Origin of the sequence: Photobacterium satsumensis (genome assembly GCF_050336935.1) — a bacterium.
Classification (GTDB): domain Bacteria; phylum Pseudomonadota; class Gammaproteobacteria; order Enterobacterales; family Vibrionaceae; genus Photobacterium; species Photobacterium satsumensis.
This window is the reverse complement of sequence record NZ_JAKJSK010000007.1, coordinates 1-26,580: the sequence shown is the minus strand read 5'-3', so window position 1 is coordinate 26,580 and position 26,580 is coordinate 1. Positions and strand designations below refer to the sequence as shown.

General features: G+C 48.1%; 23 protein-coding genes and 1 pseudogene. 9 read left to right on the top strand and 15 right to left on the bottom strand.

Translation table 11 applies throughout. From position 1 onward, the window contains the following. Positions 1-38: 38 nt before the first annotated feature. Positions 39-1,961 (top strand): biosynthetic arginine decarboxylase, encoded by a 1,923-nt coding sequence (speA, locus tag L4D79_RS11875; protein ID WP_428651787.1) that lies wholly within the window; start codon positions 39-41, stop codon positions 1,959-1,961. A 61-nt stretch (positions 1,962-2,022) separates the two neighbouring features. Beyond that, on the top strand, positions 2,023-2,937 hold the full coding sequence (speB, locus tag L4D79_RS11870; protein WP_428651786.1) for an agmatinase: 915 nt from the start codon (positions 2,023-2,025) through the stop codon (positions 2,935-2,937). 56 nt (positions 2,938-2,993) lie between these two features. Here speB and clpA read toward each other — a convergent pair whose 3' ends face one another. Next, positions 2,994-5,261 carry an ATP-dependent Clp protease ATP-binding subunit ClpA gene (gene clpA, locus L4D79_RS11865; protein WP_428651785.1) on the bottom strand — a complete coding sequence of 756 codons (2,268 nt, stop codon included), beginning with the start codon at positions 5,259-5,261 and terminating at the stop codon, positions 2,994-2,996. A 48-nt stretch (positions 5,262-5,309) separates the two neighbouring features. Then, on the bottom strand, positions 5,310-5,630 hold the full coding sequence (clpS, locus tag L4D79_RS11860; RefSeq protein ID WP_428651784.1) for an ATP-dependent Clp protease adapter ClpS: 321 nt from the start codon (positions 5,628-5,630) through the stop codon (positions 5,310-5,312). Between the two features lie 461 nt (positions 5,631-6,091). Here clpS and cspD point away from each other — a divergent pair, with 461 nt between their 5' ends. Further along, a complete protein-coding gene (cspD, locus tag L4D79_RS11855) occupies positions 6,092-6,313 on the top strand; it encodes a cold shock domain-containing protein CspD (RefSeq protein ID WP_428651783.1) in 222 nt (73 codons plus the stop codon). Between the two features lie 287 nt (positions 6,314-6,600). Here the strand turns inward: cspD and icd are convergent, their stop codons facing one another. Next, positions 6,601-7,854 carry an NADP-dependent isocitrate dehydrogenase gene (icd, locus tag L4D79_RS11850; protein WP_428651782.1) on the bottom strand — a complete coding sequence of 418 codons (1,254 nt, stop codon included), beginning with the start codon at positions 7,852-7,854 and terminating at the stop codon, positions 6,601-6,603. A gap of 142 nt (positions 7,855-7,996) precedes the next feature. Between icd and L4D79_RS11845 the strand changes: the two genes are divergently transcribed. The 4 genes from L4D79_RS11845 to purB all read left to right on the top strand — a co-directional run bounded on the left by L4D79_RS11845 (position 7,997) and on the right by purB (position 12,123). Then, positions 7,997-8,638, top strand: a complete 642-nt coding sequence (locus L4D79_RS11845; protein ID WP_428651781.1) for a pseudouridine synthase — start codon at positions 7,997-7,999, stop codon at positions 8,636-8,638. Between the two features lie 256 nt (positions 8,639-8,894). Then, positions 8,895-10,010 carry a tRNA 2-thiouridine(34) synthase MnmA gene (gene mnmA / locus L4D79_RS11840; protein ID WP_428651780.1) on the top strand — a complete coding sequence of 372 codons (1,116 nt, stop codon included), beginning with the start codon at positions 8,895-8,897 and terminating at the stop codon, positions 10,008-10,010. Positions 10,011-10,024: 14 nt separating this feature from the next. Beyond that, positions 10,025-10,642 carry a high frequency lysogenization protein HflD gene (gene hflD, locus L4D79_RS11835; RefSeq protein WP_255042066.1) on the top strand — a complete coding sequence of 206 codons (618 nt, stop codon included), beginning with the start codon at positions 10,025-10,027 and terminating at the stop codon, positions 10,640-10,642. Positions 10,643-10,752: 110 nt separating this feature from the next. Then, positions 10,753-12,123 carry an adenylosuccinate lyase gene (gene purB / locus L4D79_RS11830; RefSeq protein ID WP_428651779.1) on the top strand — a complete coding sequence of 457 codons (1,371 nt, stop codon included), beginning with the start codon at positions 10,753-10,755 and terminating at the stop codon, positions 12,121-12,123. 65 nt (positions 12,124-12,188) lie between these two features. Here purB and L4D79_RS11825 read toward each other — a convergent pair whose 3' ends face one another. Further along, positions 12,189-12,431, bottom strand: coding sequence for a hypothetical protein (locus L4D79_RS11825; RefSeq protein WP_428651778.1), 243 nt, complete (start codon positions 12,429-12,431; stop codon positions 12,189-12,191). Positions 12,432-12,647: 216 nt separating this feature from the next. Beyond that, positions 12,648-12,986, bottom strand: a complete 339-nt coding sequence (locus L4D79_RS11820; RefSeq protein WP_428651777.1) for a zinc ribbon domain-containing protein YjdM — start codon at positions 12,984-12,986, stop codon at positions 12,648-12,650. Positions 12,987-13,337: 351 nt separating this feature from the next. Here L4D79_RS11820 and L4D79_RS11815 point away from each other — a divergent pair, with 351 nt between their 5' ends. Continuing rightward, the gene (locus tag L4D79_RS11815; RefSeq protein ID WP_428651776.1) at positions 13,338-14,471 is read left to right on the top strand and encodes a ribosomal protein uL16 3-hydroxylase; all 1,134 of its coding nucleotides are present in this window, start codon (positions 13,338-13,340) and stop codon (positions 14,469-14,471) included. A gap of 75 nt (positions 14,472-14,546) precedes the next feature. Here the strand turns inward: L4D79_RS11815 and L4D79_RS11810 are convergent, their stop codons facing one another. The 7 genes from L4D79_RS11810 to L4D79_RS11780 form a co-directional block, all read right to left on the bottom strand. Continuing rightward, positions 14,547-16,658, bottom strand: coding sequence for a methyl-accepting chemotaxis protein (locus L4D79_RS11810; protein ID WP_428651775.1), 2,112 nt, complete (start codon positions 16,656-16,658; stop codon positions 14,547-14,549). Between the two features lie 209 nt (positions 16,659-16,867). Then, positions 16,868-17,857, bottom strand: a complete 990-nt coding sequence (oppF, locus tag L4D79_RS11805; protein WP_428651774.1) for a murein tripeptide/oligopeptide ABC transporter ATP binding protein OppF — start codon at positions 17,855-17,857, stop codon at positions 16,868-16,870. After that, positions 17,857-18,822 carry an ABC transporter ATP-binding protein gene (locus L4D79_RS11800; RefSeq protein ID WP_428651773.1) on the bottom strand — a complete coding sequence of 322 codons (966 nt, stop codon included), beginning with the start codon at positions 18,820-18,822 and terminating at the stop codon, positions 17,857-17,859. Before L4D79_RS11800 ends, oppF begins: the two co-directional genes overlap by 1 nt. A 71-nt stretch (positions 18,823-18,893) precedes the next feature. Beyond that, a complete protein-coding gene (oppC, locus tag L4D79_RS11795; protein WP_428652586.1) occupies positions 18,894-19,805 on the bottom strand; it encodes an oligopeptide ABC transporter permease OppC in 912 nt (303 codons plus the stop codon). 15 nt (positions 19,806-19,820) lie between these two features. Next, positions 19,821-20,741 carry an oligopeptide ABC transporter permease OppB gene (oppB, locus tag L4D79_RS11790; RefSeq protein ID WP_428651772.1) on the bottom strand — a complete coding sequence of 307 codons (921 nt, stop codon included), beginning with the start codon at positions 20,739-20,741 and terminating at the stop codon, positions 19,821-19,823. Positions 20,742-20,856: 115 nt separating this feature from the next. After that, positions 20,857-22,488, bottom strand: coding sequence for an ABC transporter substrate-binding protein (locus L4D79_RS11785; protein WP_428651771.1), 1,632 nt, complete (start codon positions 22,486-22,488; stop codon positions 20,857-20,859). 426 nt (positions 22,489-22,914) lie between these two features. Continuing rightward, entirely contained in the window at positions 22,915-23,088 is a 174-nt protein-coding gene (locus tag L4D79_RS11780; RefSeq protein ID WP_428651770.1) for a hypothetical protein, read from the bottom strand. Positions 23,089-23,696: 608 nt separating this feature from the next. Between L4D79_RS11780 and L4D79_RS11775 the strand changes: the two genes are divergently transcribed. After that, positions 23,697-24,092, top strand: coding sequence for a MerR family transcriptional regulator (locus L4D79_RS11775; protein WP_428651769.1), 396 nt, complete (start codon positions 23,697-23,699; stop codon positions 24,090-24,092). Positions 24,093-24,194: 102 nt separating this feature from the next. Here the strand turns inward: L4D79_RS11775 and L4D79_RS11770 are convergent, their stop codons facing one another. The 3 genes and pseudogenes from L4D79_RS11770 to L4D79_RS11760 form a co-directional block, all read right to left on the bottom strand. Next, positions 24,195-25,226, bottom strand: a complete 1,032-nt coding sequence (locus tag L4D79_RS11770) for a porin (RefSeq protein WP_428651768.1) — start codon at positions 25,224-25,226, stop codon at positions 24,195-24,197. Positions 25,227-25,715: 489 nt separating this feature from the next. Next, complete coding sequence (locus L4D79_RS11765; RefSeq protein ID WP_428651767.1) at positions 25,716-26,252, bottom strand: hypothetical protein; 537 nt, start codon at positions 26,250-26,252, stop codon at positions 25,716-25,718. Positions 26,253-26,337: 85 nt separating this feature from the next. Next, a pseudogene (locus L4D79_RS11760) lies at positions 26,338-26,580 on the bottom strand (hypothetical protein); the annotation flags it as partial.

The following is a 26,580-nucleotide window of genomic DNA, read 5'->3' as shown; positions in this document are numbered from 1 at the left end:
ACACTGTCTGTACCCAATCACTGTTCGAGGACAAATTAATGAGTGATTGGCCTATCCAAAATGCACGTGACGTTTACAACATCCCTTACTGGGGACAAGGCTACTTTGACGTCAGCCCTCAGGGTGAAGTGGTTGTCAGACCTGATAGCCAGAACCCGTTCAATACAATTGCCCTGTCACAGTTGGCCGATCAGTTAATTGCCAAGGGTGCATCTTTGCCAGTATTGGTGCGATTTCCTGATATTCTCCACCACCGGGTCGATACCCTGTGTACGGTATTCAACCAAGCGATTGACCACTACCAATACCAAGGTGAGTATTTGGCGGTCTACCCGATCAAGGTTAACCAGCAGGAAGCCGTTGTCAGTGAGATCCTCGCCAGCCAGTATGCCAAGCAACAGCGCCAGTTAGGTTTGGAAGCCGGCAGCAAGCCGGAGCTAATGGCCGTACTTGCCATGGCCCAGCAGGCCAGCTCTGTGATTGTCTGTAACGGTTACAAAGACCGGGAGTACATCCGTTTAGCGCTTATCGGCGAAAAACTCGGTCATGACGTTTATATCGTGCTGGAAAAACTGTCCGAGCTGAAAACTGTCATGCAAGAAGCGATTGAACTGGGCGTTAGGCCACGCCTTGGCCTGCGTGCCCGCCTTGCATCTCAGGGCAAAGGCAAATGGCAGGCCAGTGGTGGTGAAAAGTCCAAGTTCGGCCTGTCGGCTTCACAAGTGCTATCGGTGGTCAACCAGCTGCGCGATAACGATATGCTCGACTGCCTACAGCTGCTGCACTTCCACCTCGGCTCACAAATCGCCAACATCCGTGATGTGCGCAGTGCTGTCGGTGAAGCTGGCCGCGTCTATGCCGAGCTGAAAAAACTCGGGGCTGGGATCACCACTGTCGATGTCGGTGGTGGCTTGGCCATCGACTACGAAGGAACCCGTAGCCAGAGCAGCTGCTCAATGAACTACAGCCTGCGTGAGTATGCCAACAATGTTGTCTACACCCTGGGCGATATCTGTAAAGAATATAGCATCCCGATGCCGAGAATTATCTCGGAGTCAGGGCGTAACCTGACCGCTCACCATGCGGTACTGATCACTGACGTCATCGGTGTGGAAAGGTATAAACAAGAATCGGTTAATCCACCAGAAGCAGCAGCCCCGCAGCTCCTGCACAACATGTGGCACTCATGGCGGGAGCTGATGACACTGACTGACTCGCGCTCTTTGATTGAGATTTACCATGATAACCAGAGCGATTTAGCGGAAGCACATACTCAGTTTGCCCTCGGGATGCTGAGCTTTACCGAGCGGGCTTGGGCGGAACAAATTAGCCTGCGGCTCTGCTACGAGCTGGAAAAAATGCTGTCGGCGAAAAACCGGGCCCACCGCCCGCTGCTGGATGAACTGCATGAGCGCCTTGCTGACAAATTCTTTGTCAACTTCTCGCTGTTCCAGTCGCTGCCTGACGCCTGGGGGATCGACCAAATCTTCCCTATCCTGCCGCTGAGCAATCTCGACAAAGAACCTGATCGTCGGGCGGTAATTTTGGACATCACCTGTGACTCTGACGGGGCCATTGAGCAATACGTCGAGGGGCAAGGGATTGAAAAGACGTTGGCCGTACCGGCTTGGAGCGATGAATCGCCATATCGTATGGGGTTCTTCCTGGTCGGGGCTTACCAGGAAATTTTGGGGGATTTGCACAACTTGTTCGGTGATACCGATACCGCGATTGTCCGCGCCCAGCCAGAAGGCGGCTACCAGATCGAGCGCATTGATCACGGCGACAGCGTCAAAGACGTGCTGCGCAGTGTCCACCTCGATTCTGCCAGCTTCTTGGCGCAATACGAACAGATGGTTAAACAGCATCTGCCTGAAGACGAACATCGCGCTATTTTGTCCGAACTCGAAGAAGGGCTTAACGGCTATACCTACTTGGAAGATGTCCAGAGCCAGCGATAATTCATCAATTAAACAGGGCCACCAATACACAGGTGGCCCTAAGATTCTTTAGGAGCCAACCATGGCAACACTTGCCACTTATCCTGACTATTCGCTAACAGCGAATGCCTTCGGCTTTTTGCGCCAGCCGCTACAATTCGACCCGCACGCTACTGATGCCGATGTCATTATCACCGGGGTACCGTTTGATATGGCTACAACCGGCCGCTCAGGTAGCCGAATGGGACCGAATGCCATTCGCCAGGTCTCTACCCACCTTGCTTGGGAAGGGAAACGTTGGCCTTGGTCTTTCGAGCTAAAGGACAAGATCTCCATTGCCGATTGCGGTGACTTAGTGTTTGACAGTGGTGACGCAGCCCAAATGTGTGAACGTTTGGAACACCATGCCACGTCGCTGCTCGAAGCAGGCAAAACCCTGCTGACATTTGGCGGGGATCACTTTGTCACCTTGCCGCTGTTGCGTGCCCACGGCAAAAAGTTCGGTAAGATGGCCCTGATCCACTTCGACGCCCATACAGATACCTATGACATGGGTAGCCAGTTTGACCACGGTACCATGTTCTACCATGCACCAAACGAGGGCTTGATAGACCCACAGCACTCCATTCAAGTCGGGATCCGTACCGACTATGACAACAAGCTGGGGTTTACGGTATTAGATGCTGGCACAGCCAACGATTGGTCGGTTGAACAAATTATCGAGCAGATTAAGCAAACCGTTGGGGATATGCCAGTCTACCTCACCTTCGATATCGACTGCTTGGATCCGGCTTTTGCCCCGGGCACTGGCACCCCGGTATGTGGCGGGCTGACATCCGACAAGGCACTGAAAATCATTCGTGGCTTGCAGGGCATCAATCTCGTCGGTATGGATGTGGTAGAAGTGGCGCCAGCATACGATCATGCCGACATGACGGCTTTGGCCGCCGCGACCATTGCCACCGATTTGCTGCATTTGTTTGCGAGTGGGAAGTAATAAATAAAAAACCGCCCTCGGGCGGTTATTTCGTTATGGCTTAAAGTCTTTGCAACTTAGTGAGCAGGCTCGAGATCGCTGCTGAATTGGAAGTCCAATTCATCGTTAACGATATTGACGCGTACCGAGCCACCGTTGACCAAGCTACCAAATAGCAATTCGTTCGCCATTGGTTTTTTCAGGTTGTCCTGAATCACTCGGGCCATCGGACGGGCACCCATCGCCTTGTCATACCCTTTGTTAGCCAACCACTCACGGGCTTTCGACGACACTTCCATCGATACACCGCGGGCATCCAGCTGGGCCTGCAGTTCGACAATAAACTTGTCGACCACCAAAGAAATAACGTCTTTCTCAAGATGGTTGAACCAGATGATGCCATCTAGGCGGTTACGGAATTCCGGCGTAAACACGCGCTTGATTTCACCCATTGCATCAAGGCTGTGATCCTGCTGGATCAAGCCGATCGACTTGCGGACTGTCTCGGTAACACCGGCATTGGTGGTCATCACCAAAATCACATTACGGAAATCCGCCTTGCGACCGTTATTATCCGTCAGAGTACCGTTGTCCATCACCTGTAGCAGCAAGTTGAAGACATCCGGGTGGGCTTTCTCGATTTCATCCAGCAATACAACCGAATGAGGGTTCTTGATCACGGCATCCGTTAGCAAACCACCCTGATCGTAGCCCACGTAGCCCGGAGGCGCACCAATCAAACGACTCACCGTGTGGCGCTCCATGTACTCAGACATATCAAAGCGAAGCAGCTCGATGCCCAGCGTACGAGCCAGCTGTACCGTCACCTCAGTCTTACCCACACCCGTCGGACCGGCAAACAGGAATGAACCCACAGGTTTATTCTCGGCGCCCAATCCAGCACGGCTTAGTTTAATCGCCTCGGTAAGTACATCGATAGCCGGATCCTGACCGAACACCAGCATCTTGAGCTTGCTATCGAGCTTCTGCAGCACATCACGATCACTGGAAGAAACCGACTTTTCAGGAATACGTGCCATCTTGGCAATCATCGCCTCGATATCACTGACATTAACGGTTTTCTTACGACGACTAACCGGTGCCAAACGGCAACGGGCACCCGCTTCATCGATCACGTCAATGGCTTTATCTGGCAAATGACGCTCATTGATATACTTGGCCGACAGCTCGACAGCCGCACGGATAGCTTTATTGGTGAAACGCACTTCGTGGTGTGCTTCGTACTTCGGCTTCAAGCCCATCAGGATCTTAGTGGTATCGTCGAGAGAAGGCTCGATAATATCAATCTTCTGGAAACGACGTGACAAGGCACGTTCTTTCTCGAAAATATTGCTGTATTCCTGATACGTGGTTGAGCCCATGCAACGCAGCTTACCGTTGCTTAGCAAAGGCTTAATCAGGTTAGCCGCATCGACCTGGCCACCGGAGGCCGCACCCGCACCAATGATGGTATGGATTTCATCAATGAACAGGATAGCTTGATCTTCTTTCTCAAGCTGCTTCAGGATAGCCTTGAAACGCTTCTCGAAATCACCGCGATATTTGGTACCGGCCAACAATGAACCGATATCCAGCGAGTAAATCACACAGTCTTTGATGACATCAGGCACTTGGCCTTCAACAATACGCCATGCCAGACCTTCAGCAATCGCGGTCTTACCGACACCCGCCTCACCGACTAACAGTGGGTTGTTCTTACGGCGGCGGCACAATACCTGTACCGTTCGTTCAAGCTCAGTATCACGGCCAATGAGTGGATCAACCCCACCAGCACGGGCAAGTTGGTTGAGGTTAGTGGCAAAGTTCTCGAGTTTATCTTCTGAGCTCTGCTCTGCGCGTGGCTCTTCGCCGCCACCTACATCAGGACCGTTGATATCATCATTGTCGCTGTCTTTGACTGTGCCGTGTGAAATGAAATTGACGACATCCAAACGGCTAATATCGCTCTTCTTGAGCAAGTAAGCCGCATGGGATTCCTGCTCGCTGAAAATCGCGACCAGTACGTTTGCTCCGGTCACTTCGCTGCGGCCGGAAGACTGAACGTGGAATACAGCACGCTGTAGTACACGCTGGAAGCTGAGTGTAGGCTGAGTTTCCCTGCTTTCATCATCCACTGGGATCAGTGGCGTCGTTTGTTCAATAAACGAATCAAGCTCTTTGCGCAGCGTATCCAGATTAGCTCGGCAGGCCAGCAAGGCCTCCTGGGCTGCTGGGTTTTCCAATAATGCCAACAGCAGATGTTCTACCGTCATGAATTCATGACGTTTCTCTCTCGCTCGCGCAAAAGCAGCATTCAAGCTCGCTTCAAGTTCTTTGTTTAGCATAAGGCACCTCCCCTAAATACCACTCAATTATGGCGTGCCGGAAAAAGACTAGGCCTTTTCCTTCGTACACAGTAGCGGATGTTCATGCTCCCTCGCATACATCATCACCTGGGCCACCTTAGTTTCAGCAACCTCGGCGGTGAAGGTTCCGCACACCGCTTTCCCCTCGTAATGCACAGTTAGCATCAACTGTGTTGATTTCTCCAGATCCATGGAGAAGAACTTCTGTAACACTTCTATCACAAAATCCATCGGTGTGTAATCATCATTATTCAAAATTACTTTGTACATCGATGGTGGTTTGACTTGGACTTCCTCTTCCTCCAAGACATCAGAGTCAGGAATTATCCACTCGTATAACTTACTCATAAACTTAACTTACCAGTACGATAGGAATAGTCTACCAAAAAACAATGAGTTACCACTCAATAGCGCTTTCATGGCTTATTCGACCAACATTTCCCTACCTCTATATTCAGACTAATGCACACATTGTATTCCAGCAAATCAGAGATGACTATGACTAAGCCGACAATCCGGACTAATTGCCGCCGTTTTGAGTCAAACTGGGAGATACCGCCATAAGGCCATAGGTTGCATAACAAATGTACCAGAAGAGCAAGAAAATGCAGAAAGATGTGAAAAACTGAATGTAGTACTATATTTTAACAAAATGTTATGCAACCAGCTTGACTGCCCAACTCTTTTTACTAAAGTGTAACTTGTAGTAGATATTAACTGCATCAAATTAGCATTAGTATGCAAGTCGTGTTAAAAAGAGATAGCAGACTAATGCAAAATGGAACTTGAATGCACAGAAGGAAGTAAGCATGGCAACAGGTACAGTTAAATGGTTTAATAACGCTAAGGGATTTGGTTTTATCTGCCCTGAGATAGGCGAAGGCGATATTTTCGCCCATTATTCAACTATTCAGATGGATGGCTACCGTACACTAAAAGCAGGCCAGCAGGTCAACTATACAGTTGAAACTGGTCCTAAAGGGTTCCATGCCAAGGAAATCGTTCCCGTTGAAGGTGAAGCAGTAAAATAGTAACTTTCATCTTTACGATTCTTTCTGAAGGCGAGCAACTGCTCGTCTTTTTATTACCTTCTGGTCTTTTCACCGTAAAACGCGACATTGGCCCTGCAAACATCCTTCTTCTCCCTCGAAACAAACTGCATAATTAATGCATAAGCCGCCACTAAAGAATAATCATCTCACTTAACACCATCGTTACAATGTTTCACTATCCTCCCATTTTCTAGCATTAAACAGGCACAAAAAAGCCCAGCATTTAGCTGGGCTTTTTCTTACTTTATCGCATTCATAACACAGAATTACATCTGTTCAATCATGTCATCAGCAAACTCAGAACACTTACGCAGTGTTGCACCTTCCATTTGGCGCTCGAAATCGTAAGTCACAGTCTTGTTGCTGATAGCCGCTTCCATCGAACTGATGATCAAATCAGCCGCTTCAGTCCAACCAAGGTGGCGAAGCATCATCTCAGCCGATAGAATCAATGAACCAGGGTTCACTTTGTCTTGGCCTGCGTACTTAGGTGCTGTACCGTGTGTTGCTTCGAACAGCGCCACACCATCACCGATGTTGGCACCCGGTGCGATACCAATACCACCAACCTGCGCAGCCAGTGCATCAGACACATAGTCACCGTTCAGGTTCATCGTCGCAATGACATCATACTCAGCAGGGCGTAGCAGGATTTGCTGCAGGAATGCATCAGCAATGCTGTCTTTGATGATGATCTCTTTACCCGTATTAGGGTTTTTCAGCGTCATCCATGGGCCGCCGTCTAGCAGCTCAGCACCAAACTCTTTCGCTGCCACTTCGTAACCCCAATCTTTGAAGGCACCTTCGGTGAACTTCATGATGTTACCTTTGTGAACCAGCGTTAGCGAGTCGCGATCATTGTCGATAGTGTACTGGATGGCAGCACGAACCAGACGCTTAGTACCTTCTTCAGATACAGGCTTGATACCGACACCACATTGCTGTGGAAAACGGATTTTCGTGGCACCCATCTCATCTTGCAAGAACTTGATGACTTTATCAGCTTCTGCAGTACCAGCCTGGAACTCAACACCTGCGTAGATATCTTCTGAGTTTTCACGGTAGATAACCATGTCAGTCAGTTCAGGCTGCTTAAGTGGGCTTGGTACACCGTCGAAATAACGTACAGGACGAGCACAGATGTATAGATCTAGCTCTTGGCGAAGTGCAACGTTGAGTGAACGGATACCGCCACCAACAGGGGTTGTCAACGGGCCTTTGATTGCCACTTTGTAGTCGCGGATATAATCAAGGGTTTCTTGTGGTAGCCAAGCATCTTCACCGTATACTTGCGTCGATTTTTCACCGGTGTAGATTTCCATCCAGGCAATCTTGCGGTCACCGCCGTACGCTTTATCGATAGCGGCATCAACGACTTTAATCATAGCAGGGCTTACATCAACCCCAATACCGTCACCTTCGATATAAGGAATGACAGGGTTGTTAGGAACGACCAGTTTACCTTCAGAATCCAGAGTGATTTTCTGACCTTCAGCTGGTACAACTACTTTACTATCCATTTAAATCTCCTAGCGTCCATTTGTTATCTTTTTGTAAGATGCGCGCAAATCATACTTGAATTTTTATCGATACGCCACTCATGGAATTTTTCGAGTATAATAGGCATGTCAATTTTCTTTTCCCTTGTACAACACGCTATTTATGAAGCCAAACACCTCTTCGCGTCAACCCAAACGTGCCAATAATGAGCGCCGAGCATCAAGAATGCGCAATAAACCAAGGCGTCCACGCGGCCCCACAAAGATCATTTTATTTAACAAACCTTATAACGTTCTCACCCAGTTCACCGGTGAGCCGGGGGATCAAACCTTGGCGGACTTTATTTCGGTAAAAGACGTCTATCCCGCAGGCAGACTGGATAAAGACAGTGAGGGATTGTTAGTGCTGACTAACGACGGCGTATTACAAGCGCAGTTAACCCAACCTAAATCCAAGCAACCAAAAACCTATTGGGTACAAGTTGAAGGGGCACCTAACGAGGAAGAACTCGAACAGCTGCGCCGGGGCGTTACTCTAAAGGATGGTCCAACCCTACCTGCTGGCGTCGAAGTCATCGACAGCCCAGAAGTTTGGGAACGTGTTCCGCCAATCCGCGAACGGAAAAATATACCCACCACTTGGTTGGCGATTACCCTCAAAGAAGGACGTAATCGGCAGGTGCGTAGAATGACCGCCCATATGGGCTATCCGACCCTGCGCCTTATCCGCTACCAGATGGCAGATTGGACAGTCAACGACCTCGCCCCTGGCGAGTGGAAAGAAGTCCAACTCGGCACCTCCTAACCCAGTATGCCGGCAGCTTTTTGCTACCGGCAAACACTTCACATTTCCACCCTGCATTTTTACGAATTTAACATTAAAAACACTACACTTTTGCGTCGCCCTCATCTATCATTGCCACCACAAAGCAAACGTTTGCGCAAATAATAAAATGACGTTGGTAAAATTATTAAAGTGTGATTCCGCTCTCGGTCTGTTTCGGCCTTTAGCTTTCTGTTAGAATCGCGACCTTAACTTTTATTAACGACTGAAGAGTAAAATGTCAGATAACAGCCAGAAAAAAGTCATTGTCGGCATGTCCGGCGGTGTAGATTCCTCGGTATCCGCGTACCTTCTTCTTCAACAGGGCTACCAAGTTGAAGGCCTGTTTATGAAAAACTGGGAAGAAGACGACAACGATGAGTACTGCTCTGCAGCCGAAGATCTCGCTGACGCACAAGCTGTATGTGACAAACTGGGTATCCACCTGCACACCATCAACTTTGCAGCCGAGTACTGGGACAATGTCTTCGAGTATTTCCTAGCAGAGTACAAAGCAGGCCGTACACCAAACCCAGACATTCTTTGTAACAAAGAAATCAAATTTAAAGCATTTTTGGACTTCGCTGACGAAGTACTGGAAGCCGATTACATTGCCATGGGTCACTACACCCGTCGCAGCTTCCCAACCGCTGAAGGTGAACTGCCGAAAATGCTACGCGGTGTCGACAATAACAAAGATCAGAGCTACTTCCTGTACACCTTGAGCCACGAGCAAATTGCCCGTAGCTTGTTCCCTGTTGGTGAGCTGGAAAAACCAGAAGTTCGCCGCATTGCAGAAGAGCAGGATCTGATCACCGCGAAGAAAAAAGATTCAACCGGTATCTGCTTTATCGGTGAGCGTAAGTTCACGGAATTCTTGAGCAAGTACCTACCGGCTCAGCCAGGTAATATTGAAACAGCCGACGAAGGCAAAGTAATTGGCGAACACCAGGGTCTGATGTACCACACCCTTGGCCAGCGTAAAGGTCTACTTATCGGAGGCCAGAAAGGTGGCGGTGGTAATGAAGAGCCATGGTTTGTTGTCGATAAAGATGTAGAACGTAACGTTCTGATTGTTGGGCAAGGTAAAGATCACCCTCGCTTGAAGTCAGACGGTTTGGTTGCCGCTCAGCTACATTGGGTTGACCGCCAACCTATTCGCGAACCGTTCAAGTGCACGGTTAAAACACGCTACCGTCAGCAAGATATCCCTTGTACTGTCATCCCGGTTGATGATGAAACTATCAAGGTCATCTTCGACGAACCGCAAATTGCGGTAACGCCAGGACAGTCTGCCGTATTCTACAGCGGTGAAATCTGTCTAGGCGGCGGTATTATTGAGAAGCGTATCTAAGGGAGTTGAGGCACGTGGCACACACTGTATATGACCGTACCATTGCTTTTGCCGGTATTTGCCAGGCAGTAAAACTGGTTCAAAAAATTGCCCGAGACGGCCATTGTGACCATGACGTACTGGAAGCCAGCTTAAGAAGCATCATGGCAACCAACCCGTCGAACACCATTGAGATCTTTGGTAACGAAGCCAATTTGAAGGTAGGTCTCGAAGCGCTGGCAGCCGAGATTGATAACACGCCTTCAGGTAATGAGATGACTCGCTACTTAGTCAGTGTTATGGCGCTGGAGCGCAAGCTAGACAGTCGCCGAGACAGCATGGCGCAGCTGGGTGATCGTATCAGTACGGCCCAACGCCAGACGGATCATTTCGAACTGCTGGAAGACCAAATGATCAGTAATTTGGCAAGCATTTATCTGGATATCATTAGCCCTCTAGGGCCTCGAATCCAAGTAACGGGCACACCCGCCCAGCTCCAGCAGCAGAGTGTGCAGCACAAAGTGCGTGCCCTACTCCTCGCCGCAATTCGCTCTGCGGTACTATGGCGCCAAGTCGGTGGCAAACGCCGCCATTTGATCTTCGGACGCAAACAGATGGTTGAGCAGGCTAAAATCCTGCTAGCCCGCTGCTAATAAAATATTTAGTGCCAGCGTTGCTGGCACTTTTTCATCCCCTCGCTAAACCATAGCAAGGGTGAGAGTTACACCTTGTTTAAACCTTAATTGATTCAGGAGAGAGCAACATGGAACTGTCAGCATTGACTGCTGTTTCCCCAGTAGACGGCCGCTACGGAAGTAAAACGATTTCACTTCGCAGCATTTTCAGTGAATATGGTCTGCTAAAGTACCGCACAATCGTTGAGATCCGCTGGCTACAAAAACTTGCCGCTACTGATGCTATCGTGGAAGTACCTGCGTTTAGTGCTGAAGCCAATGCGTTCCTAGATCGCGTTGCTGCTGAGTTCAGCGAAGAAGACGCAATGCGTATCAAGACTATTGAGCGTACAACCAACCACGATGTGAAAGCTGTTGAATACTTCCTGAAAGAAAAAGTCGCTGAAGTACCAGAGCTACACGCTGTAAATGAATTCATTCACTTCGCATGTACCTCTGAAGATATCAACAACACGTCTCACGCCCTTATGCTACACGAAGCGCGCGAGCAAGTTATCCTGCCTGAAATTCGCAACGTTATCGATGCGATCAAAGGCCTTGCCAACGAATACCGTGAAGTACCCCTTCTTTCTCGTACCCACGGCCAGCCAGCTTCTCCATCTACGATGGGTAAAGAAATGGCTAACGTTGCATACCGTATGGAGCGCCAGTACAAGCAGATCGCTAACGTTGAAATCCTAGCGAAAATCAATGGTGCTGTAGGTAACTACAACGCTCATATCTCTGCATACCCTGAAGTTGACTGGCACCAGTTCAGCGAAGAGTTCATCACTGAGTCTCTTGGCGTAACGTGGAACCCGTACACGACTCAGATTGAACCGCACGATTACATCGCAGAGCTATTCGATGCTATCGCTCGCTTCAACACGATCCTACTAGACTTCGACCGTGACGTTTGGGGCTACATCGCGCTAGGTCACTTCAAACAGAAGACTATCGCAGGTGAAATCGGCTCTTCGACAATGCCGCACAAAGTTAACCCAATCGACTTCGAAAACTCAGAAGGTAACCTTGGCCTAGCAAACGCTATCTTCGGCCACCTAGCGCAGAAGCTACCGGTTTCTCGCTGGCAGCGTGACCTAACGGACTCGACAGTGCTGCGTAACCTAGGCGTAGGTTGTGGCTATGCAATCATTGCATACACTTCAACGCTAAAAGGTATCAGCAAGCTGGAAGTTAACCAAGCAGCACTAGAAGCTGAGCTAGACCGAAACTGGGAAGTACTGGCAGAGCCTGTACAAACAGTCATGCGTCGCTACGGCATCGAAAAGCCTTACGAGAAGCTAAAAGAGCTAACTCGCGGCAAGCGTGTTGACGGCGAAGGCATGCGTAACTTCATCGATGGTCTGGAACTGCCAGAGCACGAGAAAGCACGCCTGAAAGAAATGACGCCAGCGAACTACATCGGTGACGCAATTAAGCTAACTGACAAGCTGTAATCGCTAAATGATTTACTGCTTAATCCAAGGCCAGCTTTTGCTGGCCTTTTTGTTGGTAATACACATCAATTATCTGGATTACCCTTGTACCAAGCGTCCAGCAATTCCTGACCATATATGACTTCCACTTGCATATGCATATATAACAAAAATGCGAGCAGTAACAAGCAGGCTAAATTAAACCAGAGAGAGACTTTATTTCGTATCGACGCATGGAAGAAAATGTTAACAGCAACCAGACAAAATGGATAACATGCGATGATAAATAGAAACCCCGCAAGATAGTTCGATATTGCCATTTCCGTCATATAACATCCAAATCTTAATAGCAAAAAACCGACACTAACATAAAAAATAGCTAATAAAATCAGATGGAAACATTATCAATGACCTTTTCGACGGTGATAACATAAATATTGTAATTTGTTGGATATTAACAACATGGCTTACCAACCAAGGGATGGCAAGCCAAGGAAAGAGAAAATTGTGGGCTGCTAGACAGAGGTTTTCGTTGGGGTATTCAGTCAGGCTTTTTTCACGAATTTCGCCGTTACCATCATTTCGCCAGCACCATCGACTTTGCAATCCAATTGGTGATCCTTGCCTTCAACGATCCGACGAATAACCGCCTTAGTACCAATCTTCATCACCATCGAGCTGCCTTTAACTTTGAGATCTTTGGCTAGCGTCACTTTATCCCCTTCTTCCAGCAGCGTGCCGTTGGCATCTTTTACGGTAAATACCGCTTCATCACTCGCGGCTTCCGATGGGTTCCATTCATGCGAACACTCGGGGCAAACAAGATGGTTTTGATCTGGGTACACGTATTCAGAATTGCACATTGGGCAAGGAGGAAAAGACATAAATTACTACTTCTTTCAATAGGTCAGCCGTACATGGTAATGGCTCTACTCAACCTATGCGAGTACATTCTCTCTGTTTTGGGTATCTAATGAGTGCCGTTTTGAAATCAGTCATTTGCAGGAATGGCACTCCCTTTTAAAAAGCTTCAACGATGGATTGGATGGGCTGACCCCCTCCCGAAGGGCGAGTTTCCTAAGCTTCTATACTACGTTATTGCTTTTCGATTTAGAGCCACTAGATCTTCTAATCAATGCATTGTCTAAAAGCTTAAAAATTCTCGCTGAACCTGCATCTTGAAGTAACTTGGGTATATAATCCCCACACAATAGTCAGCATTTAAAAGCAATCCTATGTATCAACTCACCTTCTCCTTCGAAGAATTCCTTGCCGAGTTCTGGCAAAAGAAACCGACCATCATCAAAGGTGGCTTCAAAGATTTTATCGACCCTATCAGCCCAGACGAGCTGGCAGGCCTTGCCATGGAAGAAGAAGTCGACTCCCGCTATATCGCCAAGCAAGGCGACGAGTGGGATGTAAAACACGGCCCACTTACCTTCGATAACGTACCGGAAGATAATTGGTCGTTCATCGTTCAAGCGGCCAACCATTGGCACGAAGGTGCCGCTCGCCTAGTCACGCCATTTCGTCAAATGCCCAACTGGCTGTTTGATGATTTGATGATCAGCTACTCAACCCCTGGTGGCGGCGTTGGTGCTCACATCGACCAGTACGATGTCTTCATCGTTCAAGGATCGGGGAAGCGCCACTGGCGAGTCGGCCCGAAAAAAGATGATTACGAAGAGGAATTTGGTCACCCGGCACTTCGCCAGATCAAAGGCTTCGATCCTATCATCGACGATGTGCTTGAGCCGGGTGATATTCTTTACATCCCACCGGGTTTCCCGCATGACGGCTACGCTATCGATACCTCGATGAGCTTCTCTATCGGCTTCCGTTCGCCTAAGAAGCAGGAATTACTCAGCAGTTTTGCTGACTTTGTGATTGCCAACGAAGTGGGTGATGTCCACTACCATAACCCTGAGCTGCCAGCGCGCAAGACGCCTGGGGCTATCTTGTCCAGCGAGTTTGCTGATATGGAAGCCATGATGCGCAGCCTGCTGGATCACCCTGACATGATGAAAAGATGGATGGGTGAACACTTGAGCCAAAGCCGACACGAATTAGATGTGATTGCTGCTGAGCCACCATGGCAACAAGCTGAAATCTACCAATTCCTCGAAAGCGGCGAAATACTCAAGCGACTGGGTGGTCTGCGTGCCTTCTACTACCCAGAACAACCTCACCTGCTGTATATCAACGGCGAAACCTATGAGCTACCAGAAGAGTGTGGCACCGCGGCTAGCTATCTGTGCGATGCCGAAGATGTCAGCCAAGACATGCTGGGCAAGCTCATTGATCATCCTGCTTTTGTCGCATTACTCACGCAGTTGGTTAACTATGGTTACTGGTATCCGGTTGACTAAGTTCTAACCCGACCTAAACGAAAACACCGGGTTATTTCCCGGTGTTTTTATAAGCGTTTGGTATCAAGTGTTGACTTAGACTTTAAACTGGCCAGCTAGCGCTTGCTGATGCTGAGATAACTCAGCCAACCGTTCACCGATCCCCGCCGATCTCTCTGCCTGCTCAAGGATATTTTCACTCAAGCCACGGATATTGGAAACATTGCGGTTAACCTCGGCAGAAACCGCCTGTTGCTCTTGGGCAGCGTGCATGATCTGTTCGTTCATCGACTGGATAGATGCCACCGCTTCGGTGATCTGTCCCAGGCTGACCACCGCCTGCCCGACTTGGGAAGAAGTCTCCCCGGCCAGTTGGTTGCCCTCTTCAATCGCGACAACCACATCGCGCGTTCCTTGCTGCAGCACTTCAATCACGGTACGGATCTGTCCTACCGAATCATGTGTACGGCTGGCCAACTGGCGAACCTCATCGGCGACAACGGCAAAGCCGCGCCCTTGCTCACCGGCACGTGCCGCTTCAATTGCTGCATTCAATGCCAGTAAATTGGTCTGCTCCGAGATACCTTCTATAACCTGGAGGATCTGGTTGATATCTTCACTGTTGGTCTCAAGTTCCTTAGCAACCGGAACGGCATTTTCCATTCTGACCACCAAGTTATCCATTGAGGTGGCAGATTGCTTGATCACCTGATGACCATCGCGGACGGCGCTATCGGCCTGCCCGGCAGCAACCACCGCCGTTTCGGTATAACCCACCACCTGCTCTGCAGTCTGCGCCATTTCCTCAGAGGCTGTCGCCACCATATCGACTTCACGGAACTGAGCTTGGCTACCATCTCGGGTATGGTTAGCCACCTCTGCTGCTTGTTTTGACGTGGTACCGACGTCATTCACGGCAACAACAACATCGCCGATTGTCGCCTGGAGTTTGTCCAGAAAACGGTTGAACCACAGTGCAAGCTGACCAACTTCGTCATCCTGCTCGATATGAAGTCGCTGGGTAAGATCCCCTTCACCGGTTGCTATGTCTTCAAGCCGCTCGGCAACATGGCGAATCGGTGCGACCAAACGAGAGGCGGCAAGTACCACCAGCAGCAGACCGGCAATAGCAACCACCAAACTGGTCACCAATTGCACCCATGTCGACTGCTCACGCTGCCGGGAGATATCTGAGTCCAAGGCAATGGCTTCGGCCAGTACCCGCTCAACAGGTAGCTGAATAACAATCCCCCAGCTCATCTGTCCCAGTCTTACCGGCGTGTAGGCATACAACCACTGTTCATCAGGGGTCCAAAGCATTTGCTCTTCACCGCCCTGCAGCCACAGAGTCAATTCTTCAGGTAAACCGTCTGTTTGATTAACCTTCAAACCTATTCGGCTTTGTCCCTGATCCCAAGCGACAATCGTATTGTCCTGACTGATCAGGCTGACATTGCCGATACCGTCAAACAAAGATTGGTCAACAGCTTGCACCAAAGGTTGTAGTGGGGCTAATCGAATATCAATCCCCATCACGCCAACGACTTCGCCGTTAACATCTAATGGCACAGTTATAGTACTGACTACTGGTGCTTGCTGGCCAAATCCTGCCCGTTGCGGGTTGGACACACACAGCCCAGCAGAATTATTAAGACATGGTGACCAAACAGATTGACTAGAAAGTAATTGCTGCTCAGAAAAGATAAATTGCTCAGCGTCGCCAGATGGCGATTTAGCCCAATACGGCGAAAAACGTCCCTGCTCATTGGCACCAACGTAATCGGCATTCACATAGTTGCTATCTTCACCATCGAGTGCATTAGGGTTGAACACCACAAACGCGCCATGAATATTATCGAACTCATTAACGGATCGACGAAGAAGCTCGCTAATAGAACCGCGTAGTTCAGAGCTGTTGGTGTAGTTTTCTTCGGCATTGAATTTTAGAAAAAGTACACTTTGTGCCAGCATCTCGGCGCGGTATGCAGCTTCATCAAGATACTGCTGAACATTCGTACTTTGCTTTTCGGCTTGAGACTGCACCACAAGTTGTGATTTTGTCCTGAGGGTAGAAAACACCTGTTGGCTAACGAGCTGTTGGTTCTGGGAGGCAAAATAAAAAGAGAGGCCTGTTAATACCGTTACTGTTGCCAGTAACCCTAGCCCGGCCATCAGGGCTATTTTCCACTTAACGGATAATGACCGCATACAACAATCCTTGTTTACTATTCCACTACCACCAACCGATCCCGCGCTATCCAAGCAAGAACCATACGATTGATGACAGCTTATTGTTACATGTTAGTTACACCCTCATCAATAGCATAACTATTTATTTTATTGGCATTTTCACCAACATTACCCTATAAAAAAGGCGCGGCTTTTACACCGCGCCCAAAGCCTGTCACAGGCTTGAATTACTGAACATTCAGGCAGGATACCGCATGAACTTCACCGCCGCTCAATACTGGCTTTTTATTCGCACACTCCGCGGTCGCAACAGGACAGCGAGTACGGAATACGCAGCCTGATGGCGGGTTCATCGGCGAAGGCAGATCCCCTTCCAGCAACTCAATATGCTTGGCCCGCTCCAAATCCGGATCCGGAATAGGCACTGCCGACATCAAAGCTTTGGTATAAGGGTGCTTTGGCTCACTGAACAGTGCATCGGATTCACCCATCTCAACCGCATTGCCGAGATACATCACCAAAACACGGTCAGAAATGTGCTTAACCACCGACAGATCGTGAGCGATGAAAATCAGGCTAAGGCCCATTTCTTGCTGTAATGATTTCAGCAAATTCACGACTTGCGCCTGAATAGATACATCTAGTGCTGAAACAGGCTCATCACAAATGATCATTTTAGGCTTGAGGATCAAAGCACGGGCAATACCGATACGCTGACACTGGCCCCCGGAAAATTCGTGTGGATAACGGTTAATGACGTTCGGCAGCAGACCCACTTTGGACATCATGCCTTTAACTTGATCTTTAACGTCATCGCTAGAAAGCTCTGGGAAATACGCTTTCAATGGCTCTGCGATGATCTCACCAACCGTCATACGTGGGTTAAGCGATGCCAGCGGATCCTGGAAAATCATCTGGATATCTTTACGTTTTTCACGCATTGCTTTGTGATCGAGTTTGGTCAGATCTTGGCCGAGCCAAACCACATTGCCATCGGTTGCTTCGACCAAGCCGATGACGGCACGGGCAAACGTCGATTTACCACAACCTGACTCTCCAACCACGCCCAGTGTTTCACCTTCATAAAGGCGGATATCAACACCATCAACCGCTTTAAGGCTCAATGGCTTAGTCCACGGCCATGCTGATTTCTGGGCAATACTGAAGTGAACCTTCAGATCATGAATATCGAGTAATACTTTCTTTTGAGCTTCCATTACCACGTCCCCACATCAGAAAAACAAGCGCGTAAGCGACCTTCAGTAAATGCCTTCAATTGAGGCGCTTCTTGCGAGCAGCGGCTAGATGCACGGTGGCATCGTTCCTGATAAGGGCAGCCGACAGGCAGACGCAGTAAGTTAGGCGGGTTACCCGGAATAGTTGGCAGCTCTTCACCGTCGGTATCCAAACGCGGGATCGCTCTAAGTAGCCCCTCGGTATACGGATGCGATGGTTGATAGAATATCTCATTTATTTTGCCGTATTCCATGGTACGGCCAGCGTACATCACCAGAACCTTGTCACAACTACCGGCAACCACACCAAGATCGTGAGTGATCATAATGATCGCCGTGTTGAAATCAGTTTTCAGCTCGTTCAACAACTCCATGATCTGTGCCTGTACGGTCACATCCAGTGCTGTCGTCGGCTCATCGGCAATCAAAAGCTTAGGACTGCACAGCAAAGCCATCGCAATCATCACACGCTGGCGCATACCACCAGAAAACTCGTGTGGGTACATGGTAATACGCTTACGTGCCTCCGGAATTTTCACTGCATCCAACATGCGAACACTTTCTTCGAACGCCTCAGCTTTACCCATTCCCTTGTGCAGCATCAGCACTTCCATCAGCTGATCGCTTACTTTCATATAGGGATTCAGCGAAGTCATCGGATCCTGGAAAATCATCGCGATTTGTTCGGCACGGATCCGGTTCAGTTCTTTTTCCGGTAGGTTAAGGATTTCTCGGCCTTCAAATTTAGCGCTACCGCCAATGATGCCGTTTTTGGCCAACAGGCCCATGATAGCGAAAACCGTCTGGCTCTTACCTGAGCCGGATTCACCAACAATACCCAGGGTTTCACCCTGGTTGAGCGAAAAGTTTAGATCGTTAACCGCGGTGACAATACCGTCTTGAGTTTTGAATTCTACGCGTAGATCTTTGACATCTAATAAGCTCATAGTACTTCCTTATAATCTATCTACTCTTGGCCTGCTCGCCGTTCCAGCACAGCAGGCCCGAGATCTTCTTGTTATCTGTCTTTTGGATCCAGTGCGTCACGCAAGCCGTCACCCACATAGTTAAAGCAGAACAACGTCACCACCATAAAGGCTGCGGGGAACATCAACTGCCAGATGGCAACTTCCATGGTCTGAGAGCCTTCTTGCAACAGAGCCCCCCAGCTGGTCATCGGCTCCTGAACACCCAAACCTAGGAAGCTTAGGAATGATTCAGTCAGGATCATCGACGGAACGAGTAAGGTTGAGTAAACCGCTACGATACCCAGTACATTCGGAACAATATGGCGGGTAATGATACGCCACTGGCTAACGCCTGATACGCGCGCGGCTTCGATAAACTCTTTACTGCGTAATGACAGGGTCTGACCACGAACGATACGGGCCATATCGAGCCAAGAAATTGCACCAATTGCCACAAAGATCAGCATGATATTACGGCCAAAGAAAGTCACCAGTACGATCACGAAGAACATGAATGGGATCGAGTAGAGAATTTCCAGAATACGCATCATCACTCGGTCAGTACGGCCACCAATAAAACCAGAGGTTGCGCCGTAAAGGGTACCTATCAAGACGGCAACCAGTGCCCCCATGATCCCTACCATCAGTGAAATACGGCCACCGACCAACGTACGGGTAAACAGGTCTCGACCTAGACTATCGGTGCCAAAGAAGTGACCTTCAGCGCCGAGGCTTGGCGCCGCATGCAGTGCGTACCAGTCAGTATCGTCAAATGCATAGTGACTAAACATTGGGCCAAAAATAACCGCCAAGGTGATCAAAGATAGAATCGTCAAGCTCACCATTGCCGCTTTATTTCGCATAAAACGGATACGGGCATCCTGCCACAAACTACGGCCTTCAATCTCCAATTGCTCGGAAAAGTTCTCAACCGCTTCTACGTTTTCTTTTTTTGTCAGCATCATCGGTTGGGCCCCTTAGTAACGGATTTTTGGATCAATGTACGCCAGAACAATGTCGACAATGGCGTTGAAGATAATGGTCAAAGAACCAATCAGAATAGTGATACCCAATACTAGAGAGTAGTCACGGTTGAAAGCTGCATTTACAAACAACTTACCGATCCCCGGCAGGCCGAAGATGGTTTCGATAACAACCGAGCCGGTAATGATACCGACGAATGCTGGCCCCATGTAGGAGACCACAGGTAACAAGGCCGGTTTCAGGGCATGCTTGACGATGATGTAGCCATAGCCCAAGCCCTTCGCACGTGCGGTACGAATGAAGTTACTGTTGAGGGTTTCGATCATGCTACCACGGGTAATACGGGCAAAGGTTGCCACATAAAGCAACGACATCCCCATCATTGGCAACAGCATGTATTTCATGCCACCGTCGTTCCAGCCACCAGCTGGTAGCCAGCCCAAGTTAATAGAGAAGATATAGATCAGTACCGGGGCGAGAATAAACGACGGCATCACCACCCCGGCCATGGCCGTCGACATAATGCAGTAATCTATCCAACTATTTTGCTTCAACGCGGCAATGGTGCCGACGGTGACCCCCATCACCAATGCAAAGATAAACGCGAAGAAACCAATTTTCGCCGAAACAGGCAAGGCTTTGGTTACCAGCTCGTTGACGGTGAAATCTTTATATTTAAAGGATGGACCGAAATCACCTTGCACGATATTGCCAAGGTAGGTGGTGTATTGCTCGAATACCGGCTTATCTAGGCCATACTTGGCCTCGATGTTAGCCATCACTTCTGGAGGAAGCGGACGCTCGCTGGAAAATGGGTTGCCTGGTGCAAAGCGCATCAGGAAAAAGGAAATTGTGATGAGTACCAACAGGGTTGGTATTGCTTCAAAAATCCGTTTTGCGATGAATTTAATCATAAACTCCACCGTTCTTTTTAGTCTGTGACAGTCAATTAATACTGGTGTGAAATACCAGAAAGGGCACTGCTCCCGTCCTGAGAGCAGCGCTTATTATCATGCTTCTTGCTGGTTATTATTCAGCAATGATGTACATATCTTTGGAGAAGAGCTTGTCTTCTGCGTTGTTCGCAGGATAGCCACCCACTTGCGGGTTAACCAGACGCGCTTTCACGTATTGGTAGATAGGTGCAATTGGCATATCTTCAGCTAGCAACTGCTCAGCCTGGATATATAGCTGCTCGCGCTCTGCATCTGAAGTAGACTCCAACGCTTTCGCCATGATCGCATCGTATGCCTTGCTGTTGTAACGAGGGTCATTAGAGCTGTTGTTGCTCTGCATCAGTGACAGGAAGCTTGACGCTTCATTGTAGTCACCACACCAACCAGCACGTGTTACGTCAAAGTCACCCTGACGACGAGTATCTAGGTAAGTCTTCCACTCCTGGTTTTCCAGGTTAGCTGTAACATTCAGGTTCTTTTTCCACATAGAAGCAACCGCGACGGCAATCTTCTTGTGGTTTTCTGATGTGTTGTACAGCAGCGTGAAGTTAAGTGGGTTACTTGGACCGAAGCCAGCCTCTTCTAGCAGCTCTTTCGCTTTCGCGTTACGCTCTTTCTGAGTCATCTGACCATACTCAGGCGTCACTGGGTTGAAGTTAGCAGTAATTTCAGGTGTTAGGAAATAACCTGATTTCTGGCCTTGGCCAAGCAGCGCTTTGGTCACGATGTCACGGTCGATAGCGTAAGACAGAGCTTTACGGACACGTACGTCGTCAAAAGGCGCTTTTTGGTTGTTAAAGCCATAGTAGTAAGAACACAGGTTACCGGAAATAGACACTGAATCAGCGTGCTGCTTCTCAAGACGGCGGAAGTGCTCGTTTGGTAGTTCGTTGGTGATATCGATCTCGCCTGCTAGGAAGCGGTTCATCTCAGCAACTTGGTTTTCGATTGGCAGGAACGTAACCTTATTGATAACGGTATTTTCGTTATCCCAGTAGTTCTCGCTGCGAGTTAGTACGATGCGCTCGTTCACCACCCAGTTGTCTAGGGTGTATGCACCGTTACCTACGAAGTTTTCTGGCTTGGTCCAGTTATCGCCAAATTTCTCAACAACTTTGCGGTTGACTGGCTTAACAGTGGTGTGACCCATCATCTTCACGAAGTATGGTACAGCCTGCTCAAGCTCGATAACCAGAGTGTTGTCATCTGTCGCTGATACACCCAGTGTATTCTTGTCTGCTTTACCTGCGATAATGTCATCTGCATTCTTCATGGTGGTCATTTCTAGGTACCATGAATACGGAGAAGCTGTCGCGGGATCAACAGCACGCTTGAAGCTGTACACGAAGTCGTGTGCAGTCACAGGATCGCCGTTTGACCATTTAGCATCTTTACGCAGGTGGAATGTGAAAGTGCGGTTGTCGGTAGTCTCCCAACTTTCAGCAACACCAGGGACAGTGTTACCATTTTCATCCTGGTTTACCAAACCTTCAAGCAGGTCACGGATGACGTGTGACTCAGGCACACCTTCTGTTTTGTGTGGGTCAAGAGAGGCAACTTCAGTACCATTACCACGAACCAATTCTTGCTTGGCAGCAAGTTTTACCCCTTCAGGTACGTCAGCAGCAAGAGTGGAGAAAGAGGTGGCTGCTACAGCCATACCAGCGCCCAGAAGAATCCCCTGGGTAATTTTATTCTTATACATGCATTAGCTCCAATACATCGTTAAATACGTCCTTGCGTTCTCCAGCCGGTGCCATCTCACAATATTTGCATCGTTAATCCTAAACAACACAAAGCAAACCGAAGAATTGGTCAAAACATTATCAGGCATTGAAGTAATTTGCCACATTTTGATTACAAAAACCGACATAATTCTTAATATCAACCACTCAAGCAGTACAACAAGCTAGATGTCAGTTTTGTTGCAGCCATATCTATCACAAAACCTGACTTCTAGAGAAAAATCCGCCAAATAAGCCAAAAAAATGTAAAATTTGAATAAAAAACTGCAGGAATGAATAAATATACAGCAGAAACATCTAGCAATGTTTACACTAAAGCAATAAGTCAATAACAACTGCGCAAAAGCATGATATCAAGCCAAAAAAAAAGCGCCTTTCGGCGCTTCTTATTTATTCTCGCTATCAATATTAATGTTGGGGGGGACTTCGTTTATTGATTGTTCTTTTCCCTCAACCATGGAATTGTGCTCGTTACTGATTGCTTCATCGAACAAACCATCGTGATTAATATCTTCCAACATTTGCTTAATTCGACGATTAGACATTCTTTTATGCTTCATGGAACCCTCCGCTGTTAACCACAGCACTTTTGACCCATAAATGTAATAACCTATGTCTTTAAGGTAACTTTGCCACAGACGAACTCTGTTGCCTTAGACACAGCATTAAGCATGGCACAGGTTCCGCACTTTTTCCTTCCACTCCCTCTACAAGATCGCCGCTATAATAACCAATATCTATATGAAACAGCTTCTATAGATTAAGTTGTTACATAGCTGAACTTTTCAACTTTGATACGTTTCTCTCACCTCTTATTAACGCTACTATCTTTTTGTGGAGCAAACCTTAGGTTTACCCCACATTCCGTTCCCGTTCCGTTATCCTTGAGAGTCAGAAAGTATGAGACCAGCTGGTTGTTTTTCGCGTCCAAGCCCTTCCCGCGTTCGCCACGGCTATGTGCCACCATCGCACAAGCCGAAAGCGGAATAAGCGTATCAATTGAACCTTGATAGACAAGTCTACAAGCCCCTCGATGAGGGGCTTTTTTCTGCCCCTCATACGGCTCCACCATGTTAATGGCTTGTGATCTATCGCATGTTATGGAATGATCGTCAGTGGATCACGGACTTGATCCTAGCAATGACATAGACATTTCAAGGAAAGAAAGATGAGGGATACCGCTCGACAAGAAGAGGGCTATACCATTTCACAGCTCGCGGCTGAGTTTTCACTGACACTACGCAGCATCAGGTTCTATGAGGATCAGGGATTAATTACACCGCTTAGAAAAGGAAAGACCCGGGTGTTCTCGCGTCAAGATCGGGCACGGCTAATCTTGATCATGCGTGGCAAGCGTCTTGGCTTCAGTCTCCAAGAAATACAGGAGTTATTCCAGCTCTATGATTCTGGTGCCCAGAGCCCTTCTCAGGTACAACATATGCTCCACACCATCCAATCACGCCAGCAGAAGCTCAAGCAGCAACAAGCGGATATCAACCGCCTAATGATGGAACTCAATGCCGCCGAGAGAAAGTGCTACCAACACCTCAAGAAATTCGATTAACTTCCCCTCCTTTATATAACCTTTACTCAAACCGTCCTTTCAGATAAAAAAAGGCCCGGCGCATGGCCGGGCAAAAATAAATAAGACAATGAACGTTGGGGCTTACCAGTAGACGCGGGCACCCACTGCGAAGTTGCTTTCGCCGTCAGCAGAAGCTACGCCCACGAAGCTATCGCTAGATTTGTTAGTATAGCCAAGCGTGTCACCGTCAGCATATGCATACTCAACATAGATACGTGACCAGCTGTTGAAGTGGTAGTCAGTACCGATATAGAACAGCTTGCCATCACCGTCAGTGTTGATTGCTTTAGACTCTTGTTCAGTGTACTCGTAACCAGCGTATGCGGTTGCGTTATCTGCCCAGCTGTATGTACCAGCAAGGCTGAAACCATCTTCATCAATCGTGTTGCCAGTACCTTTGTTCTTCAGCTCAGCGTTGTAGTAAGTGAAGCCGATTAGTGCTGCGCCAACTGTATACTCGACTGTACCTTCGAAATAGGTGTTTTCAATATCAGCTGTATCCTCTTCGACATCGAAAGACTTGTCACGGTTAACACCACCACCAACGTGGAAATTAAAGCCACCGTAGCTAGATGCAACATACAGCTCTGCTAGCTCTTGGTTTGTGTCATCTTCAGCCAAGCCAACGTTACCCGCAACGATGAAGTTTTCACCTTCGTAGTTATATTTGATTAGCGAGTCGTGACGGGCACCTGAAAGGGTTGAGTAACGTAGTGCGGTACCGCCGAAGAAGTATGAGTAATCTGCGCCGTAAATATCATCCGCAACCACCCACTGGCGACCGAATGAAAACTTACCGAAATCTGTATCTACACCGGCGAAGTGTAGGCGGTTTTTCATGGTGTAATCTTCAGAAGCTGTGTTGTAGTTCAGGCCAAACTCAACTTTACCGAAAATATCTACCGAGTCCGTAACAGCGTACTGTGCCTGTACACCTGCACGGGAAGAACCAGCATTCAGAGTGACATCCTTATCCTCTAGTTTTTTCACTTCAGTACGAAGTTGGCCATAGAAGTCGACAAGTGCTTCGTCGGATTTAAGAATTTCTACGGCGGATGCGGAATGAGCGAAAAGTACTGCTGGGATTGCTACTGCTAGAAGTGTTTTTTTCATTTTTACTTACCTGTAATAATTTTTTTAATCTTTCAGACTCGTCCTGAGCCGAAATGAAACATATCAACAACAAAAAAAATCATCAATAGAGCAAAAAACTGACATAAAAAAATATCACAGTACTTTTCACCACCTAAATAAACATAAATTAATCACATAAAAAACCACAAAAAAACTCAATTACGCCATTATTATTCAGATAACCCCGCACTCGGTTCAGGTTTTATTCAGGATACCGGTAGTACAAATCACAGCCTTATCAATAACGAAATGGAATAAGGAATTTATAAAACAAAAAAAACGGTATAAGAAAAACAACCAACAGGCTACTTTTTGAGCACAAAAAGAAACAAAATCGCAACAAGTAGTACGTTTTATCCGAGTCACAACAAAAAAAACACAATGAGAAACTTGTTTAATAAAAAAGGGAAATGACGTAATGTCATTTCCCTTTTTTGGAAGGACGAGCTTGAAAGATGGTTTGCGCTGCTAATGCAGCGGGATGCTAACTATCCAAATTTTATGCTGTTCTTGGTGATATGCACCTTGGTCAATAATTTTATTCAAATACGCCATGCGATGATGCCCTTCCAATAAATTATAAGGGGCTTTAAGCGACTTGCCGTTTGTCATCGGTATATCTCGGTCATAGCGAAGCACAATGGGTGCTTGTGGCCAAGTACCGGTTTCCTGCATCTGCTGTACCAGCCAGCTACGCTGAAATACCGGGTTGGTCATACGGCGCGATAATTTATCAACCACCTCTTGATGGGGCGTATGAATTTGTGACTGAATTTGCTCACTGGTCCAAGACTCAAGTTCAAAGCGCATTGACTGAAAATCCAACCAACCCCAGTTGCAGAGCACCCCTTTCCAATGCCTGAAAAGCCATTGCTTCAGCACATCTTCGGGGAAGTTAGGCAAGGCCTGACTGGCTTTCGGCTGCCACTCTTCCCAAGACTCACAGTGGCGGCCGCCAAAACCATCAGGTTCTAGTTCATAGAGTAGTCGATCGCTCCTGATCATAAGCATACTCCTCTGTTGCTTGTTATTGCATTTGACCGATTCCAATGGGCCATTAAAACCATAACCATTCACTTTAAATGGTTATTTATACCTTTAAGTTCAAAGTAGCACAGCGGTTGGTGAAAAAATAGCTGAATAGTAAAGAAAGATTATGCGGGCGATGAGCGATGAGCGATGAGCGATGAGCGATGAGCGATGAGCGATGAGCGATGAGCGATGAGCGATGAGCGATGAGCGATGAGCGATGAGCGATGAGCGATGAGCGATGAGCGATGAGCGATGAGCGATGAGCGATGAGCGATGAGCGATGAGCGATGAGCGATGAGAC